This window comes from Peptoniphilus harei, assembly GCF_016726485.1.
In the GTDB taxonomy this organism is placed as follows: Bacteria; Bacillota; Clostridia; order Tissierellales; family Peptoniphilaceae; genus Peptoniphilus_A; species Peptoniphilus_A harei.
Map to the genome: position 1 here is coordinate 517,254 of NZ_CP068103.1, position 16,369 is coordinate 533,622.

The window sequence follows — 16,369 nt, forward strand, 5'->3', positions numbered from 1 at the left end:
TGTTCTTCTAAAGATTTACCCTTAGAAAATTCTGCTATTACTGCTAATCTTCCATCTTCATGATTTCCTCCATGTATTAAAAATGTATCTATTTCTCTTTGACTTATTGGATTTGAGAAGGATATTTGCTCTCCATGATTTTTAGCAGAAAAAAAGGAAGTAGACTCTACTTCCTCATTTTTTTAGATTAGGATTATCTCCCTTTCCCCTATTTCTTGTAGGGTCATATCCATGTTCTTCTTCAATCTCAGATATTTCAGATAGTCCTCTTCTTTCAGTTCTTCTGTCAGACCCCAAGTTTCCATCATTTTGACTTCTTCCCTCGTGATAAAGTCCTCTATCTCTTTTTCCTTTGATAGAAGATGATCCATCAATGTCCCTTGCAAATACATTATCTGATAATCCTCTTCTTTGTTCTCCTTGAGAAAGTTCAATCTCATCCTTCCCCATCTGTTGAGTTTCTTTAAATCTATTTCCTTGGGAATTGCCATATTGGGTATTAGGACTTCCATGCCTTCCTCCAATTCTTCCATCTTGTATGTCCCTCCCTGTCTCTCGAAGGAATTCTCCTTGACGATTGGTGTGTAAATCCCCTCCTCCATGAGGTATTCCTTGCCTGCCAATGTTAATTTCTCTTTCATCTTCCAAGCCTCCTTTAAAATTTATTTCACCGTTTATATCAGAACTTAATTTATTATAACGCTCCTTAAGCTCTTTTGTCTGCTCCAAATCTTTTCTTTCTTGAATTTTCTCTAAAATTTCTAATCTTTTTATTTCACTTCCCAAATCAAGTAAGATATTTTTACTTATATTAGCACTTATACTTAATACTTTGTCTATGTCCGAACTTGATATTTTAGACAGTAAAGATAAGTTTTCTTCTTTTAGCTGATATGAGACCTCCATTCTCTCGCTTATAGAAATTTTTACGGATTCTTTTAACAAATTAAAAAGGTCTACCTTTTGAATGCTTTTTAAACTTTCATCAGATAGACTTTCTAAAATTTTATTGAATTTTCCTCTAACATTACTTTCTACTAAGGCAGCAATTTTATCTTCTTGGCTTAATAGAAGCTTACTATCTTTTTCTTTAAACTTATCTATCATTTCATCTAGTAAGTTTAAATGCTTTTTGCTATCATATTTCCATAACTTTACCTCAGAAATATTATGATTAATACTTACTGTTTGCCTTATGTCGAAGATATATTTTATCCTTCCACTATCTATATCTAAAAGTGGTATTCCTTTTTCGCCTCTTTTAACGCTTCTACCTATACTTTTCCAATAATCAAATTCTGCACAGGCTGTTGCTTTTGGATCCATATTGTATATAGATATTTGATGTATATATGGATACTTATAGTTATTGCCTGATACCTTTAAATATTCCTCATATTTTTTTATATCTTTCTTAAATTCTTCTTTTGCAAGATAGATTGATCTGCTTAAATCTACTATATCATATCTTGGCATTTTATCCCTCCTCATTATAGTGATAAAAATGAACTAAATTTTTATATATTTATTTATTAAACTTTATTTCTTTCTATTTTTTAAATTTCTGTAAGCAAAAGATAACTTTAAAATGTCATTTACGCTATCTTTTTATTGCAATAAAAAAACGATTGAAATTTTTTACTTTTCAAATCGCTCTAACTGCCTTTATTCTATTGCTTCCAATCCAACATTGCCTTTTCTAACTTTGAAAAATTGCAATTTGCTCTTCTTATAATTCCTGTTTTCTTTTGATTTTTGTATATTTTTTCTACCTTTATCAAGATCTTTGTTTTTATTTTTAAACAAAAAGCATATTCTTTTTGAAATAAGTCTTTATATCTGATATCTTCAAGTTCGTTAAAATCAATTCTTTCATAACAATCAGTCGGTACAGGAATCATTTTCTTAATATCCAATATAGATAATATGTGAATTTTTTCTTTATCAGAATAATATCTGTAAATATCTCCATCTATAGTAATACTATCATCGATCACTTCATAAATTAAAAAATGCTCATCAGAAACATTCTTTCATTTTTTGCGTTTTCCTTTGCAGAAGAAATTGGAATAAAAAAATAGAAAGGTTTTAACCTCTCTGTTTGCTTTAATATTTTACCTTTGGGATGTAGGTAGTGATACACCTTCTTTAATGCTCCACCTTTAACGGTAGCGGGACACCATCTTTATCTGATAAGAGTATAACGTATATTTATAGTAATGTCAAATAAGCAAATTTCCTAATGCCTACTCTTTTATCACTTATATTATACCCTATTTCTTTCATAAATCATTCCTTTCTTCATTCCTATAATTATATTCAAGTTTTTATAATCAATTTACTTATAATATTTACCTATAGTATTTTCTATTTCTTCTTCAATTTCTTTTAAAAAATTCTCTTTATATTCCTTACCCTTTGCTATATCACTTAATCTCATTTCCCATTTTGCTGTTGTCTTTGGAGATTTAAACTCATCTATAACTATAGTCACTAGGTTTAATCCCTTTCTAGTTGATATTAGATTTTTCTTTTCTCTTTTTATATAACCTTTGTATATCAAATTTTCTATTATTCCCGCTCTTGTAGCAGGAGTACCAAGTCCTTTTCTCTCAACTTCAACATCCTTAACTAATTCATCATTCCCAGCTATTTCCATTGCTTTTAAGAGTGTGTCTTCAGTGAAGTGTTTAGGTGGATTTGTATACTTCTCTTTTATATCTTTATTTTCAATATATAAAAAATCTCCTATTTTTACATCAGGAAGTTGTATATCTTCTTTCTTCTTTGATTTATATTCTTCTAAATATTTTGTAAATCCTTCTTCAGCAATTATTTTATAAGTGTTTATAAATTCAAACCCGTCAAATTCAGCCACTATCTTTGTTGTATTTTCTACAAGAGGATATCCAAAACTTGCATAGAGTTTATTTGTTATAAGTCTATATACTTTGGCTTCACTTTCCGGAAGATTTGAAATATCCTTATTTAATGAACTTATCGTTGGAATTATTGCATGATGATCTGTAACTTTTTCAGAATTAAAAACTACCTTAATTCTTTCTGTGTCAAAATCATTTTTCCCTATAATATTATTTACAGTGCTTTCTATCATGTCTACTGTCAAATATCTTGAATCTGTTCGTGGATAGGTAATATACTTCTTTTCATACAGGCTTTGGGCATAATCTAGGGTTTGTTTTGCACTGTATCCAAAATACTTATTACATTCTCTTTGAAGTGTTGTTAGATCAAAGGGCAGATTAGGCTTTGTAATCTTTTCTTTTTTAATTACATCGGTTATTTCAATTTTTTCTCCGATTAAATTTTTAAGCTGCTCTGCCACTATCTTGTCATCAATTCTATCTGTCGACAGTGTAAATCCATTCATAGAAATCTCCACTGTATAATATTTTTCTTTTTTAAAACTATTTATCTCATCATCTCTATTCACAATCATTGATAAAGTTGGTGTTTGTACTCTGCCTACACTATAATTTTCATTATATAGACAGGAGTAAAGTCTACTTATGTTCATTCCAACAAGCCAATCAGCTATGGCACGAGCCTTAGCTGAATCAAAAAGATTATCATAATTACTTCCATCTTTTAAGTTGCTAAATCCTTCTTTTATGGAAGAGTCTTCCATTGAGGAAATCCAAAGACGTTTCATTTTCTTCTTACAATTTGCCATCATATATACAAGTCTAAAGATAGCTTCTCCTTCTCTACCAGCATCACAAGCATTAATAATGGTGTCAACTTCATTACTATTCATTAGTCTTTTAAGAATATTAAACTGTTTTTTAGTTGTCTTCGTTACCTCATACTTGTATTCTTTTGGGATAATAGGTAAATCTTCAATTCTCCACTTCTTATATCTTTCATCATACACATCAGGATTTGCCATTTGTACTAAATGCCCAACACACCATGAAACAATGTATCCATTCCCCTCATAATATCCATTATTTCTATTTTTTGCTCCTATAACTTTTGCTATTGATGCTGCAACACTTGGTTTTTCTGCGATTACTAATTTCATTTTTCCTCCTTTAATTTTTTAATAAAAAAATGAGAGATTAAATTTTCAATCCCTCATCTTTTTATAGCTCTACTGATTTTTTATTTTTTCTATAATATTTATTCCATTATCTATTACATCTTCAAACTTTATGTCTCTAGCATAAAGATTTTTCTTCGAATAAGAATTCCATCTGTATAAAAAAGCTTGATCCGTTTTTAGCATTCTCATTAAATTTATGATTTTATCTATATCAAATTCCGTTTTTCTATAATCAAAAGTTCTAATACATGCTTCTTTTAATATCTTGGTATCAATTTCTTTATCTTTTAATTTATAAATTATATAAAGATCATAGTAATCCTTACTTCTGCTATTTAAAAACCCCCTAGAGTATATTGTTTGAATTTTTTCTGCCACAATTGTTTCAATAGGATAGGCTTTAATTAAAATATCTTCTTGCCCAAAAGCACTTATATATTTATAATCTATGGGATGTGGGGTGATAACATCACCTGTTGCAATATCAAGAGGTACAATTTGTCTTATATTCTCCATCCTACAAAGTATACTTACACGAAACCCTCCATACTGGTCATCTTCCTTGATTGTACTTATTCCATTTACTTTATAGGATATATCATCTGAATGACTTGCTTCTAGTAATTCTTGTATTGTTTTTAATACATTTTCTTCTGATAAATGCATATTTCTTAAAAGAAGATCTATATCTACTGTGCTTCTTGAATCTATCCCTACTACATTAGATAAAAGAAAACCTCCTTTAAAAATAAATTTTTCATGATACTTACTCTGTGCTAATTTTTTTAATATGCTTTCCAAAAAATAATATAACATTACTGAATTAAATGGGAGTCCTGATTCTTTGCTTATATTATGACAAATGGCGGTTAACTTTGCTTTATTCATATACCACCTCCATAACTTCCTTTACTTTATCTTCTATTCCCATTTTTCTTGCTATTTTATATAGAGAATGTATATCCTTATCCTTATATTTAAAATAAGAACGAATGAGTTTTACATAAACTTCAGTATCCATTTTTTCTTTGTTGGAAATAAAATCACAAAGTATTCTTTCGTAGGAGTAAACATTCACAGTGTTTCCAAACATTGTCTTTTTCTGTATAATTCCTAGATTATAAATAGATTTTTTTACATAATTGATATTAAGTGTATCTTGCTTCTCATTAAATTTATATCCATTGTATACTGTAACATCTATTCTCCATGGAATTTTGTCCGTTACCCCAAGTAGAAACAAAGCTGTCTCATAGGAAAATATCGCCTTTCTATACTGATATTGGAAAAAATAGTACTCATCGAAATCACCATCTTCAATAATATATATTCCTTTTTGAACTCTAAACAATTTTCCCTCTTTTGCTAGTCTACTTAAATATACTGTAGGTATGTTATTCTCTCTGCAATAAGCAGATGTTATAATACCACCTGATTCTTTTAGATGTATTTCAATTTGCTTTCTATAATTCATTATATTCATCCCCTTGTTGTGTTTACACTTATATTATATATTTTTATAAGTGTGTTTGCAACAAGGCTTTGAATTTCTATCCCAATTTGTTTCAAAAATTATCAAGAAATTTCATATCATCAAATTCTTAATTATACAATCAATCATTTATACTTAGCTTTCCTTTTATATTAAGTTTGGGCTGTCGTTTTGTTCATCGTTTTTTATTAAAGTTCCAGAATTCTAATTATACTTTTTTTTATAAATTTACACGATAATTGAGTTTATTGTTGTCCTTAATCTACTACTTAAATCATTGAGAAGATTAAAATTCATCTTCATCTGGAATAATTTCTGTATCTTCCTTATCTTCAAGATCATAATCCTCCCCTTCAGATTCATAATCATCTTCTAATTCATTATAATCTTGCTCCTCTTCAAAACTTTCCTCTTCATTTTTTTATAGATTTTGAAGTAATATCCTGCACCCATTACACCAACAATAATTAAACCCATAAATAAATAAAGTCCTATCCCTGATTTCTTTTCTTCTTTCTCCTCTTTCTTCGGTTTTTCCTCCACCGGTTCTTCTTTTTTTACTACTTCTTCTTTTGGCTTTACTTCACTTTCTCCTTCAATCATATTTAGTAGATCTTGTTCTCCAACTTCTGTTAGTAGTTGCACATTTTCTTGATTTTCCGAGTGATCTACAATGAGGTGCATAGTTTTTCCACTCTTTGTTTGAAAGGTTAAAAATTGTCTGACATCTATTGGATTTTCCTTTTTTTCATCTCTTGATGTTTGATCTTCTACTTTCGGTGTAATATCCTGTCCATTTTTATCTACATTTTCTATAACTGTTCCTCTTGCCTTATTTTCTTTTGTGGCTAATGGATTAATTGCTTTAGTATTGCCACCTTTAACAAGCTTAGATGGCTTTTCTTTTTTATCTACTTGCTCATTTTTTATGTTATTTTCTTGTATTTTCGGCACTTCCTGATAAGGAATTTTTTGACTCTCATTGGATGGTTTATATACATCTTCATCAAATAAGCTTTCTAATTCTTTACTTTTTTCTGGCAAATAAATATCATTTGACTGATTTTTTATTTCATTATCATTGCTCTTAGCTATGGATATGCTTGGCATACTTAATAGTAAAAGGAGTAGCACTAAGGCTACCCCTAATCTTTTTTTCTTCATAGTTATCTCCTTTTCTTACTTTATATTCTTAAAGACATAAACTGCCTTTCTGCTATTATCCCATTCTATACTTTGATCTTTTTCATCTCTTATATCCCCACAGCTTGCATTAAAGGCTTTAGCTATATTAGAAATAGATGCGTGAATTCTTCCATTTATAATTACAGGTTTAGTGTCAGAATGATAAATGTTTCCTTGACTATCTTTCATAACACCAGTATCTATATTTAATCTTAGAGTTTTTTTAGGTAAGGCTGTATTTTCTTTATTTGAAAAGATAGCCTCTCTCTTACTATCATCATATTCTACATTAAACCCAAGAGTATAAGCTGCATATCTAACAGGTAGCATAATGCGATTATCCTTAATATATGCTTTTACATCCATATACACAGTAGTTTTCTTTCCATCTTTTATAATGTTATAAAAGTTTTTGTCTACTTGAAAAACTGCAAATTCTTTTTCATCTTTAACTTGCTTTTTGTTTTGTTGTTCCTCTTGCTTTTTCATCTTGTTAAGATCAAATTGATTTAGGATATTCTTGTCATCAGCTTTCAAAAATTCATCCCACTTCTTATCTTGAGATTTCTTATCTTCTTTCTTTTCTTTGTTTTCTTTTTGGAGTTTTAGAAGTTCATCTAATTTCTTAGATAAGTCTTGATTTAGATTTTTGTCTTTTTCATCTTTAGCTTGTTTCTCAAGTTCTTCTTTAGCTTTTTTATTTGCTTCCTCGATTAACTTCTTTGCTTCTTCAATTTTCTTATCTAACTCTTCTTTTAGCTTTTTAATTTCTTCTTGAGAAGCTTTTTGTTTTTCTTCTAGTCCTTTAATCTTATCTTCTAATTCTTTTTTTGTATTTTCAGAAGATACTTTTAAACTATCAATAACCTTTTGAAGCTCTTCAATTTTCTTGCAGCATTCTGACTTAGAATTTTCTGTTTCTTTCTTTTTAGACTCTAAGTCTTTTATCTTAGTATCTTTTTCATCAAGAGCTTTTTCTAAGTCCTTAATTTTATTATCTTTATCCTCAATTTCTTTAGTCTTCTTTGCAAGTTCTCCTTCTAAAGACTCAAGCTTTTCTTGCATTTCTTTGATTTTATTTTCGTTTTTGTCGGTCTTTTCTTTTTCAGATTCTAACTCCCATTTTGTAGATGAATAATCTTCTTTTAGTTTTGCATTTTCATCTTGCAATCTTTTTAATTCATCTTTAAGCTGAGTAATTTCTGCTATTAGTTCATTATTATTGGAGTTTTTAAGATTCTCAATTTCTTTATTCAATTGAGCTATCTTATTGTCTTTATCTCTAATCTCTTCTTCTAGCTTAGACTTTTCTTGTTTTAGTTTTTCTCCATTATCTTTGCAAGATTCTAACTTTTCCTTTAATTCATCTATCTTTGATTGGTCTTCTTGTTTCTTATCATTTAAGTCTTTGATCTGATTTTCTAAATCCTTAATGGTTTTAGTTAAATCATCAATCTTATTGTCCTTTTCATCAATATCTTGTCCTGTTAAATCTGTTTGAGTATCAATGGAATATTTATTTGGATTGTAAATAGTCATCTTTCCTTGATACATATCATTGTTATAATCAAATTCAAGTTCTACACTATCTACATTCTTATCAAAGACAAACTCTCCATTTTCAAACCTTAATCCATTAGGAATAGATTTGAATCCTTGATTTCCGTTAAAACCAAAATGATTTTCGTAAAATGGATTTTGTTTTGGTCTATACTCAACTTCTTGATTATGGAATACTCCCTTACTGTTAATAGTTGGATTGCCTAAAACTTTTACAGTGTGCAATTTATTTTTTGAAAAAGCATATTGTTCAATTGTCTTCACAGACTTAGGTATAATTATTTCTTGGAGGTTATTTCTTTCAAAAGCATTATGTTCAATATTTACCAAAGTATCAGGTAAAGTCACTTCGCTAAGTCCACAATTGAAAAATGCTAAACCACCAAGATAAGTTAGACTATTTGATAGTTTTACCTCGTCTATACTTGCATCGTAAAAGGCAGCATAACCTAAATGCTTAACAGAATCAGGAATAATTACTTTATCCCAATGTTTGCCACGCCCAAATTCTCTTTTATATCTAAGTTCATCGTTTGAATGACTTAAAGAATAATTTCCATTTATAGACTTCGTTCCTTCAGGAAATACTAGAATATTTGTCTTCTCTTTCTTTTCTAAGCCTTTATCACTAAAGGCAATTATATTTCCCTCAGAGGAATACATAAAATCATCTTCCGTCCACTCTACCTTATAATCTGTACTTGCATATACAGGACTTACAGCCACTATATTCACTAGAATTACAAGTAGCATTATCACAGCTAAAATTCCACTGGTTATTTTTTTCATAAATTTTCCTCACTTTCATTTGTATCTTTTCTTTTAAGTTCTTTTCTTTCTCTATTTTCTTCTTCCTTATTTTTTCTAACAATAAATAAAAATTCATCAAGAGATATTTTTCGACTTCGAAATTCCTTGATGACCTCTAAATTTTCTATTTCTTCTTGTTCCTCTACTAATAACTGAAGTTCTATTTCAATTTCTTCTTTTTTCTTTCTTAAATTCTTCTGTTTTTCTATGTTTCTGATTAATTTTTTATTCATAGATTTTTACTCCTTCCCCTTATTTTGGTCTACCAAAGGAATAAAAGTGATTTTTCCAATACCTTGAGTTTATACTGGCATATTGGATAGGATCTCCTGCATGGAGCATCATTCCATTTCCGGCATATATCCCTACGTGAGAAATTGGCGTACCGGAATCATATGTGCCTTTAAAGAAAATAATATCCCCAGGTTTTGCCTCGCTTGGAGATATTGGATTACAATAGTTTTTATAAATAAGCCAAGCTGTAGTTCTTGGCATTCTCTTTACACCAGACTTTGTAAATGACCAACATACAAAACCTGAACAGTCAAAGTTAGATGGTCCACTTGCTCCAAACACATATCTTTTACCTATATGTTTTTCTGCTTCATTAAATAAGGCTTTGGCAGTTTCAGAATCAAAAGCAAGACCGGGATTTCCAAAGTTTGGATTGTCTATAATCTCTCCCAAGTTCCCATAGCTTGATCCAAAATATCCACTCATATTTCCCTGACTATCAAGTAATGCTAAATAATGAGCCATATTTGTTTCATAGTTTGCAAATTCTTCTCTTGCTATTTCATCAATACTTTTCTTTTTTATAGTTAATGTTAGAATTCTATAGGTATATGGATTTCCTTCACTGTCATATTTTGTAATAGACTTTGAAGTATATTTTTTCTCATACATTTGATTAAATAGTTTTTTTAATTCCTTTTGTATCTCTTCAGCTGACTTAATCTCTCCATATCTTGCTGTTAAATAGCTAAAAAGCTCGTGTAGATCATGACCAACAGAATCTCCTTTTATATGATATTCATCATAATTTGGATAATTTTCTTTAATACTATCTATTTCATCTTGTAATGCATATTCATAACTTGTAAATTCATTATTAATATCCATTAAAACTTCTTCTTTTGATAGATAGCTTGTAGCTATAACATTACTTGTTAATCCTGAAGTAAGACTGCCAACATTGCTAATTCCTTGAAATAGCATAAAAAAAAGTCCTAAAATACAAAGGGCAATTAAAATTTGCTTATATCCTTTGTTTTTTAAAACTTCCAATGTTTTCTTTCCAATATTAGCGAAAGATTTCTTTATTCTATTTACTAAACCTTCCCCGTGTTTCTTCCTAAAATCTCTCTGAAACTTCTTTTTCATAAAAAATCGATTCAATTTATTAGAGTTTTGATAAGCTTTAGTCTTCTTCAATTCTTCAAAATTTCTTTGAAAGAGAAGTTTACTTTCTTTCTTATAAATTTTTCCTTCTAAAGATTTTATTTTTCTTTGAGTTTTTGAAGGTTTTTTTCTTCTAAAATGGCTAATTTCTCTACCTATAACTTCGGTAGTTCTACTAAGCTTATAAGCAGCGTTAACGCCTGCATTATCATCTTTCCCACTATATAGATAGTTTGCCGTCATAGCACTCGCAAAAGTAATAGGTTTTTCTAAACCCGCTTTTTTTGACTTTTTCTTATCCTTAATTAACTCTTTTTCCTTTTTATTCTTTTTCTCATATAGTTTTGATACTTTATCTTCCTTTTTATAAAACTTATCTTTTTCACTCTTGTTATCTTTTTTAGAATGAAATTTAGTTTTATTTTTTTTGTCTACCTTATTTTCTTCAGATAATTTTTTGGAATCCTGTACTTCTTTTTTTGTCCTGGTGTATTCTTCCTTTGGATCAAAATTACTTTTCTTTATAGTATTATCAAAATCGTCTTTTATTTGTCTTTTCTTTCCCTTGTTTTTATTAGAAATTCCACTATGATTTAAATCAAGTTCATCTACTTCAAGATTCTCATTTTTTATTACGCTTTTTTCCTGTTTGAAGACTTCTTTTTTCGTGCCTATTTTTTCTTGATTCTTTTTATTTATATTATATTTGTCTTTATTTTTTTCAGATTCACTTTTGAATCCTTCAGATAGGCTATCCTGTCTAAATTTCCCACTAGAAACCTTACCCATTAGCATATCTTTTTCTTCTAAATTTCTAACTTTGCCTTTGAAATATTTGCTATTTTGTTTTTTATTAGTATTCAGGTCTTGAATTATTTTTTTATCTTCTTCATTTGCCTTATATGATAGGTCTTTTCTTTTAAACTTCCCATTTAAAGATTTTAATTCTGCTTTTTCTCCTTTGTCCTTAAACTGACTTTGAGATTGGTAAAGTTTTTTTAATGTGTTTTTTTGAAAACTTTCTTTCCTATTCTTACCAAGAATAGAAAAATCATCCCAATTGTTTCTTTGCACATCAGAAGATGGTAAATACTTATAGTCATCTCTTGTGTCCCTATATGATACATTGCTATCACTAAAGTTCATGTCATAGCGATCTATGACACCATCATTATCTGAGTCCTGCGATAAGGGATCATATGTTGAACTTACCTCTATATTAAAATCCTTATCTTCTTCTTTTCTAAATCTCCTTATTTTTTTCTCTTGCACACCATTAAAACTTTCACTCTCAACGTTTTTCTTCCATTTTAAATTACTATTCCCCTTGTAATTTTTTTGGGGAGAAGTGCTACTTTTTAAATTAGAGCTAGTTGAATTTGGTCTATCATTAAAATCTTCTTTAAAGTTACTTAGCCTGTATTCTGTTTCTTGCCCGTAATATTCACCATATCTACTTTCCTCATTTTCTTCCATTTTTCTATGCTGCTGTTGCGAATATTCTGGCTGATATTCATTATGATAGATAGTTTCTGAAAATTTTTCCTCATGGTTTTTTCTTTGTCTTCTTCCTCTATTTGACTTATCTTTTTCGTTGAATAAATCCTGACTATTTTCTTGCAAATGAGATGAATAATACTTAGAGTTTTCATCATTATTGTCTATGTTATTCCTGCTTTTTACTTTATTAATTTCTTTTTTTGAAAAATCTGATGTTCTCTCTGTACTACTGAATTTTTCATTGCTTTCTTCTTTCTTTTCTGATATAAGTTTGGTCTTTGGTACATCTCTCGGGTTTACTTTCCCTTTCTTTTTCATATATACCTCCTATTTCATATTTTTCTCTATCCTTTCTTTAGCTATTTGACAGTAGTCTTTGTTTATGTCAATTCCAATATATTCTCTGTCCATCCTAATAGCTACCATTCCAACAGTTCCTGAACCCATAAAAGGATCAAGAATTAAGCCTTTTTTAGGACATCCTGCTTTTATACAAAGTTCTACCAGTTTTGGTGGAAATACCGCATAGTGTTTTCCTTTAAACGCACTGGTGTTAATAGTCCAAATATCTCTATTGTTTCTAAACTTAGGGACATTATCTCCTATATATTCTCCATACTCTCTTGCTTCATTTATGCTCTGTCTTTTAGCTCCTGTGCCTTCTTGTAAATACTTATTATTATTTCCCCTTGCCCTCATATATCTTTTTTTGCTTATTTCTTTTATTGGTTCTTTCATAGCGTCAAAGTTATAGAAATACTTTCTTGCTTTTGATAGTAGGAAGATATGTTCATAGGACCTTGATGGTCTATCTCTACAAGACTCAGGCATGGCATTTTCCTTATGCCAAATAATATCGCTTCTTAGATACCAACCATCCTCTCTTAATTTTAAAGCTAGTTGCCAAGGTATCCCCATTAAATCTTTTGCCTTGTAGCCACTGAGTTTTTCTGTAATAGACTCTTTTTGACCACTTCTTCCTTCTATGTTTTTAGGATCTTTATATTCTTTTTTGCTTCTTGTACCTGCATAAGAATCTCCAATAACTACCCAAAGTGTTCCTTCTTTTTTTAATACTCTTTTTACTTCTCTAAAGACTTTAATTAATTTATTTAAATATTCCTCCGGACTTTCTTCTCTTCCAATTTGTCCTTCTGCTTTATAATCTCTAAGTCCATAATATGGAGGAGATGTAATACAGCAATCAAATGTTTTATCTGGAAATTCCTTTAGAGCAGAAATTGCATCTAAATTAATAATATAGTTAGTTTTTAACTTCTCTCTGTCTATCAATTTCTATCCCTTCCTTTAATTCTTCTGGTTTAGTTGTCATTAACTTATACAATTTTGTATCTTTAGGGAATCTATCTACAAAAGGTACTATTGTGTTTCCGTAGAATAGTAATCCCTCTCCCTCATTGGAATTTGTTACGTAGGATAACTGATAAAGAGATATATTTAACTTGTTCGCTAAAATTTCCCTATCACCACTAGCTTGATTAAGCATTAAGATAAAATCTGTGTTATCAAATATATTTTCTATTTCAGGACTGGCTAAAAGGTCCTTTACATTTTGTGTTAATCCTGTTGGAATCCCACCCCATTTTCTAAATCTTTTCCAGATTTCTATGGAATATGAGGCTGTTTGTTCTTCTCTTAAAAGCAAATGGAATTCGTCACAGTAATATCTGGTTTCCTTCTTATTCCTATTAATAGTTACTCTGTTCCATACTTGATCTTGAACAATTAACATACCTATTTTTCTAAGTTGCTTTCCTAATTCCTTAATGTCATAGCAAAGAATTCTATTGCCTGTATCTACATTAGTCCTATGGTTAAATACATTAAGACTACCTTTGACATAAATTTCCATTTCTACTGCTAATTTTTTCCCTACCTTTTCTTCTTGTTTTAAAAGTAAATTATATAAATCTTCTAAAATTGGCATATTTTCAGGAATAGGATTGTCGAAGTAATTCTTATATAATATTGGAAGGCATCTATCAATTACTGAAGTTTCTTCTGCACTTAACCCTTCCTTTCCTACTACAAGTTCAAACAGTGAAAGAATAAAGTCAGACTTTAAAGATAAGGGATTGTCTTCATCGGCATAGTCTACATTTATATCCAACGGGTTTATATAATCCTTACTTGTTGGCGATATTTTTATAACTTCTCCGCCTAGTGCCTTAGTTAAATTTCCATACTCCCCTTCCGGATCACATATAATGATGTCATCTTGTGTGATTAAAAAAGCATTGGTAATTTCTCTTTTAGCCGAAAAAGATTTACCACTACCAGGCGTTCCAAGTATTAAACCGTTTGGATTCTTTAAAAGCTTTCTATCTGTCATAATAATGTTACGACTTAAAGCATTTAATCCGTAGTATAAGCTCTCTCCTTCTAAGCACAGCTCTTCTGTTGTAAAAGGAATAAAGACTGCTGTAGAGCTAGTTGTAAGTCCTCTTTTTATTTCGATTTCATTTTTTCCAAGTGGCAGGGAGGAAATTAGTCCTTGTTCCTGTCTATAGTTAAGATTTTTCAATACACAATTATGTCTACCTGCTATTGAATTTAGTTGAAAAATTATATTACTCAATTTCTTTCTACTTTTTTCCATATTTGTAAACAAAATAGTTATGACAAACATTCTCTCATTATGATTTTGAAGTTCTACTAACAGTTTCTTAGCATCATTACCATAGGTAATTAAATCGCTTGGAAGAATATCAATATCATATCCTGATCTTATAGCCTTCTTATTTTCTTCAATTTTCATTTTATCCAAGTCCGTTATTTTTCTTTTAATCATCTTTATAGCTTCTGTTTGATCAATGGAATTTATATGAAATGTTACAATCATATTTTCTTCAACCCCTAAAAATTCTGATAATAATCTATCTGATAATTCAGGTGCTAGAATTTGCAGAAAGTTTACTTCTCCAAAGTATTCTCCAATTTTAAATTGATTGTGAGATGAAAAGTTAAATGATGCTGGTACTATATAATCCTTAGTAGATAGTCCACTATATTTTAGGTCTTCAAAGGAAAAAACAAAATTCTTATTCGGATTTAAGATATCGTGAATAACCTTTAACCTTTCATATCCACTTAATACATAAGCTTTTACTCCCATCTGCTTAAAGTTATTTAATATATCCATTTCCATTCTTTCAAGTCTTGTAGTTGCCTCTTTTAAATCTTGTGCTTGTAAGCTAAAGGTGATATACATATATTTAGTAAGTCCATTATTTCCTTTTTGACTCTGATTTTTTAGCATTTCCCTGTACTCTTTTCGTATTTCATTATATGAATCGTTTCTATCCGGAACATTGATGTTTTTTTCTACTTCTTCATTTTTTCCTATGCGATTAATATATGAAAGTTCTATATCAACACTTGGATCAAAATAGTTTAAAAAACTTGAAAATTCATTAAATATACTTTCCTTATCTTCTTCTGTTGAAAGCTGGTAGTTAATATCTAAAAAACGTATCATTTTATTAAATTTGTTCTTCTCAACTTGGCAAATCCCATTTCTCAACATTCTTAAATAAGGAATTGTTTCCTGAACGCTCTTTTTCTTCTTCCCACCAAAAAAGGAAAGCTTCTTTTTGGGCTTTCCTTTTTCTTTAGAAATATTTGCTTTTTTCATCTTTTTTTGACTTATACTAATGCTTTTTAAATCTTCTTTTTGTTTTTTTAAATTCCTTTTTTCTTGATTTAATTTTTTCTGTTGTTTTTTCTGTATTTGATTCATTTACTCCTTTCCTTTCTTTGTTTCTTTATATCATAAATACATTCTGTCTTGTATATCCTTATACTTGTCTGTCTTTTCTTATCTATAATATACTTTAAATATTTTTCAAAATAGATCCCGTCCTTTTCATAAAGAGTTGCAAATATTATAGGAAAAGACACACCTATCATAATTAACATAGATAGGTCATTAGGCAGCACTTTTTTTACCATTAAATATACTGGAAAGCCTATTAGACCTGCAATTGTAAAGCCAATTAATTGTCTTTTTGTTAGATTTAGAGCTACCTTTGTTTTTACTTTTGTTAAGTCCTTTGGGACATTTACATAAGCCATTATTCTAAACCCTCTAAGTAAAAGCCATATATATCTTCTCTGTTCAAATCTTCTAATGATTTTCCCATATTCACTGCTATTTCTAAGACTTTTTCATTCGTTTCTTCTCTATTATCTAAAACTTCCAATGTTTTTCTTATAATCATTCTATTTTGTATTTCTCTTGTAATATATCCCCCTATTAAAATTATTGGGAGTCCTATTGTTCCAAGTGTTTTTAAATTAATTTTTTTGTCCTTTTTTCTTCTAATTTTCATCAT

General features: G+C 29.3%; 12 protein-coding genes and 1 pseudogene. All 13 read right to left on the bottom strand.

Annotated elements, in window-relative coordinates:
• Positions 1–182: 182 nt before the first annotated feature.
• Positions 183–641, bottom strand: coding sequence for a TnpV protein (locus I6I93_RS09410; protein ID WP_079392108.1), 459 nt, complete (start codon positions 639–641; stop codon positions 183–185).
• Positions 642–1,670: 1,029 nt separating this feature from the next.
• The gene (locus I6I93_RS09465; protein ID WP_456107187.1) at positions 1,671–1,901 is read right to left on the bottom strand and encodes a type III toxin-antitoxin system ToxN/AbiQ family toxin; all 231 of its coding nucleotides are present in this window, start codon (positions 1,899–1,901) and stop codon (positions 1,671–1,673) included.
• A gap of 437 nt (positions 1,902–2,338) precedes the next feature.
• Positions 2,339–4,045, bottom strand: a complete 1,707-nt coding sequence (locus I6I93_RS02325) for a DNA topoisomerase 3 (protein ID WP_070737662.1) — start codon at positions 4,043–4,045, stop codon at positions 2,339–2,341.
• A gap of 69 nt (positions 4,046–4,114) precedes the next feature.
• Positions 4,115–4,954, bottom strand: a complete 840-nt coding sequence (locus I6I93_RS02330) for a nucleotidyl transferase AbiEii/AbiGii toxin family protein (RefSeq protein ID WP_112890260.1) — start codon at positions 4,952–4,954, stop codon at positions 4,115–4,117.
• A complete protein-coding gene (locus I6I93_RS02335) occupies positions 4,947–5,540 on the bottom strand; it encodes a type IV toxin-antitoxin system AbiEi family antitoxin domain-containing protein (RefSeq protein ID WP_001109528.1) in 594 nt (197 codons plus the stop codon). Before I6I93_RS02335 ends, I6I93_RS02330 begins: the two co-directional genes overlap by 8 nt.
• A gap of 304 nt (positions 5,541–5,844) precedes the next feature.
• Positions 5,845–6,722, bottom strand: a pseudogene (locus tag I6I93_RS02340) (CD1107 family mobile element protein).
• Positions 6,723–6,737: 15 nt separating this feature from the next.
• Positions 6,738–9,092, bottom strand: coding sequence for a leucine-rich repeat protein (locus tag I6I93_RS02345; protein WP_112890261.1), 2,355 nt, complete (start codon positions 9,090–9,092; stop codon positions 6,738–6,740).
• Positions 9,089–9,346 carry a hypothetical protein gene (locus I6I93_RS02350; RefSeq protein WP_072469619.1) on the bottom strand — a complete coding sequence of 86 codons (258 nt, stop codon included), beginning with the start codon at positions 9,344–9,346 and terminating at the stop codon, positions 9,089–9,091. The genes I6I93_RS02345 and I6I93_RS02350 overlap by 4 nt, the downstream gene beginning before the upstream one ends.
• Before the next feature lie 19 nt (positions 9,347–9,365).
• Positions 9,366–12,332, bottom strand: a complete 2,967-nt coding sequence (locus I6I93_RS02355) for a C40 family peptidase (protein ID WP_112890262.1) — start codon at positions 12,330–12,332, stop codon at positions 9,366–9,368.
• 9 nt (positions 12,333–12,341) lie between these two features.
• The gene (locus I6I93_RS02360; protein WP_112890263.1) at positions 12,342–13,307 is read right to left on the bottom strand and encodes a DNA-methyltransferase; all 966 of its coding nucleotides are present in this window, start codon (positions 13,305–13,307) and stop codon (positions 12,342–12,344) included.
• On the bottom strand, positions 13,279–15,774 hold the full coding sequence (locus tag I6I93_RS02365; protein WP_002842316.1) for a VirB4-like conjugal transfer ATPase, CD1110 family: 2,496 nt from the start codon (positions 15,772–15,774) through the stop codon (positions 13,279–13,281). The genes I6I93_RS02360 and I6I93_RS02365 overlap by 29 nt, the downstream gene beginning before the upstream one ends.
• Positions 15,771–16,109, bottom strand: coding sequence for a PrgI family protein (locus tag I6I93_RS02370; protein WP_002838958.1), 339 nt, complete (start codon positions 16,107–16,109; stop codon positions 15,771–15,773). Before I6I93_RS02370 ends, I6I93_RS02365 begins: the two co-directional genes overlap by 4 nt.
• Positions 16,109–16,366: a hypothetical protein gene (locus I6I93_RS02375; protein ID WP_048951842.1), complete on the bottom strand. Its 258-nt coding sequence runs from the start codon at positions 16,364–16,366 to the stop codon at positions 16,109–16,111. The genes I6I93_RS02370 and I6I93_RS02375 overlap by 1 nt, the downstream gene beginning before the upstream one ends.
• Between the last annotated feature and the right edge of the window lie 3 nt (positions 16,367–16,369).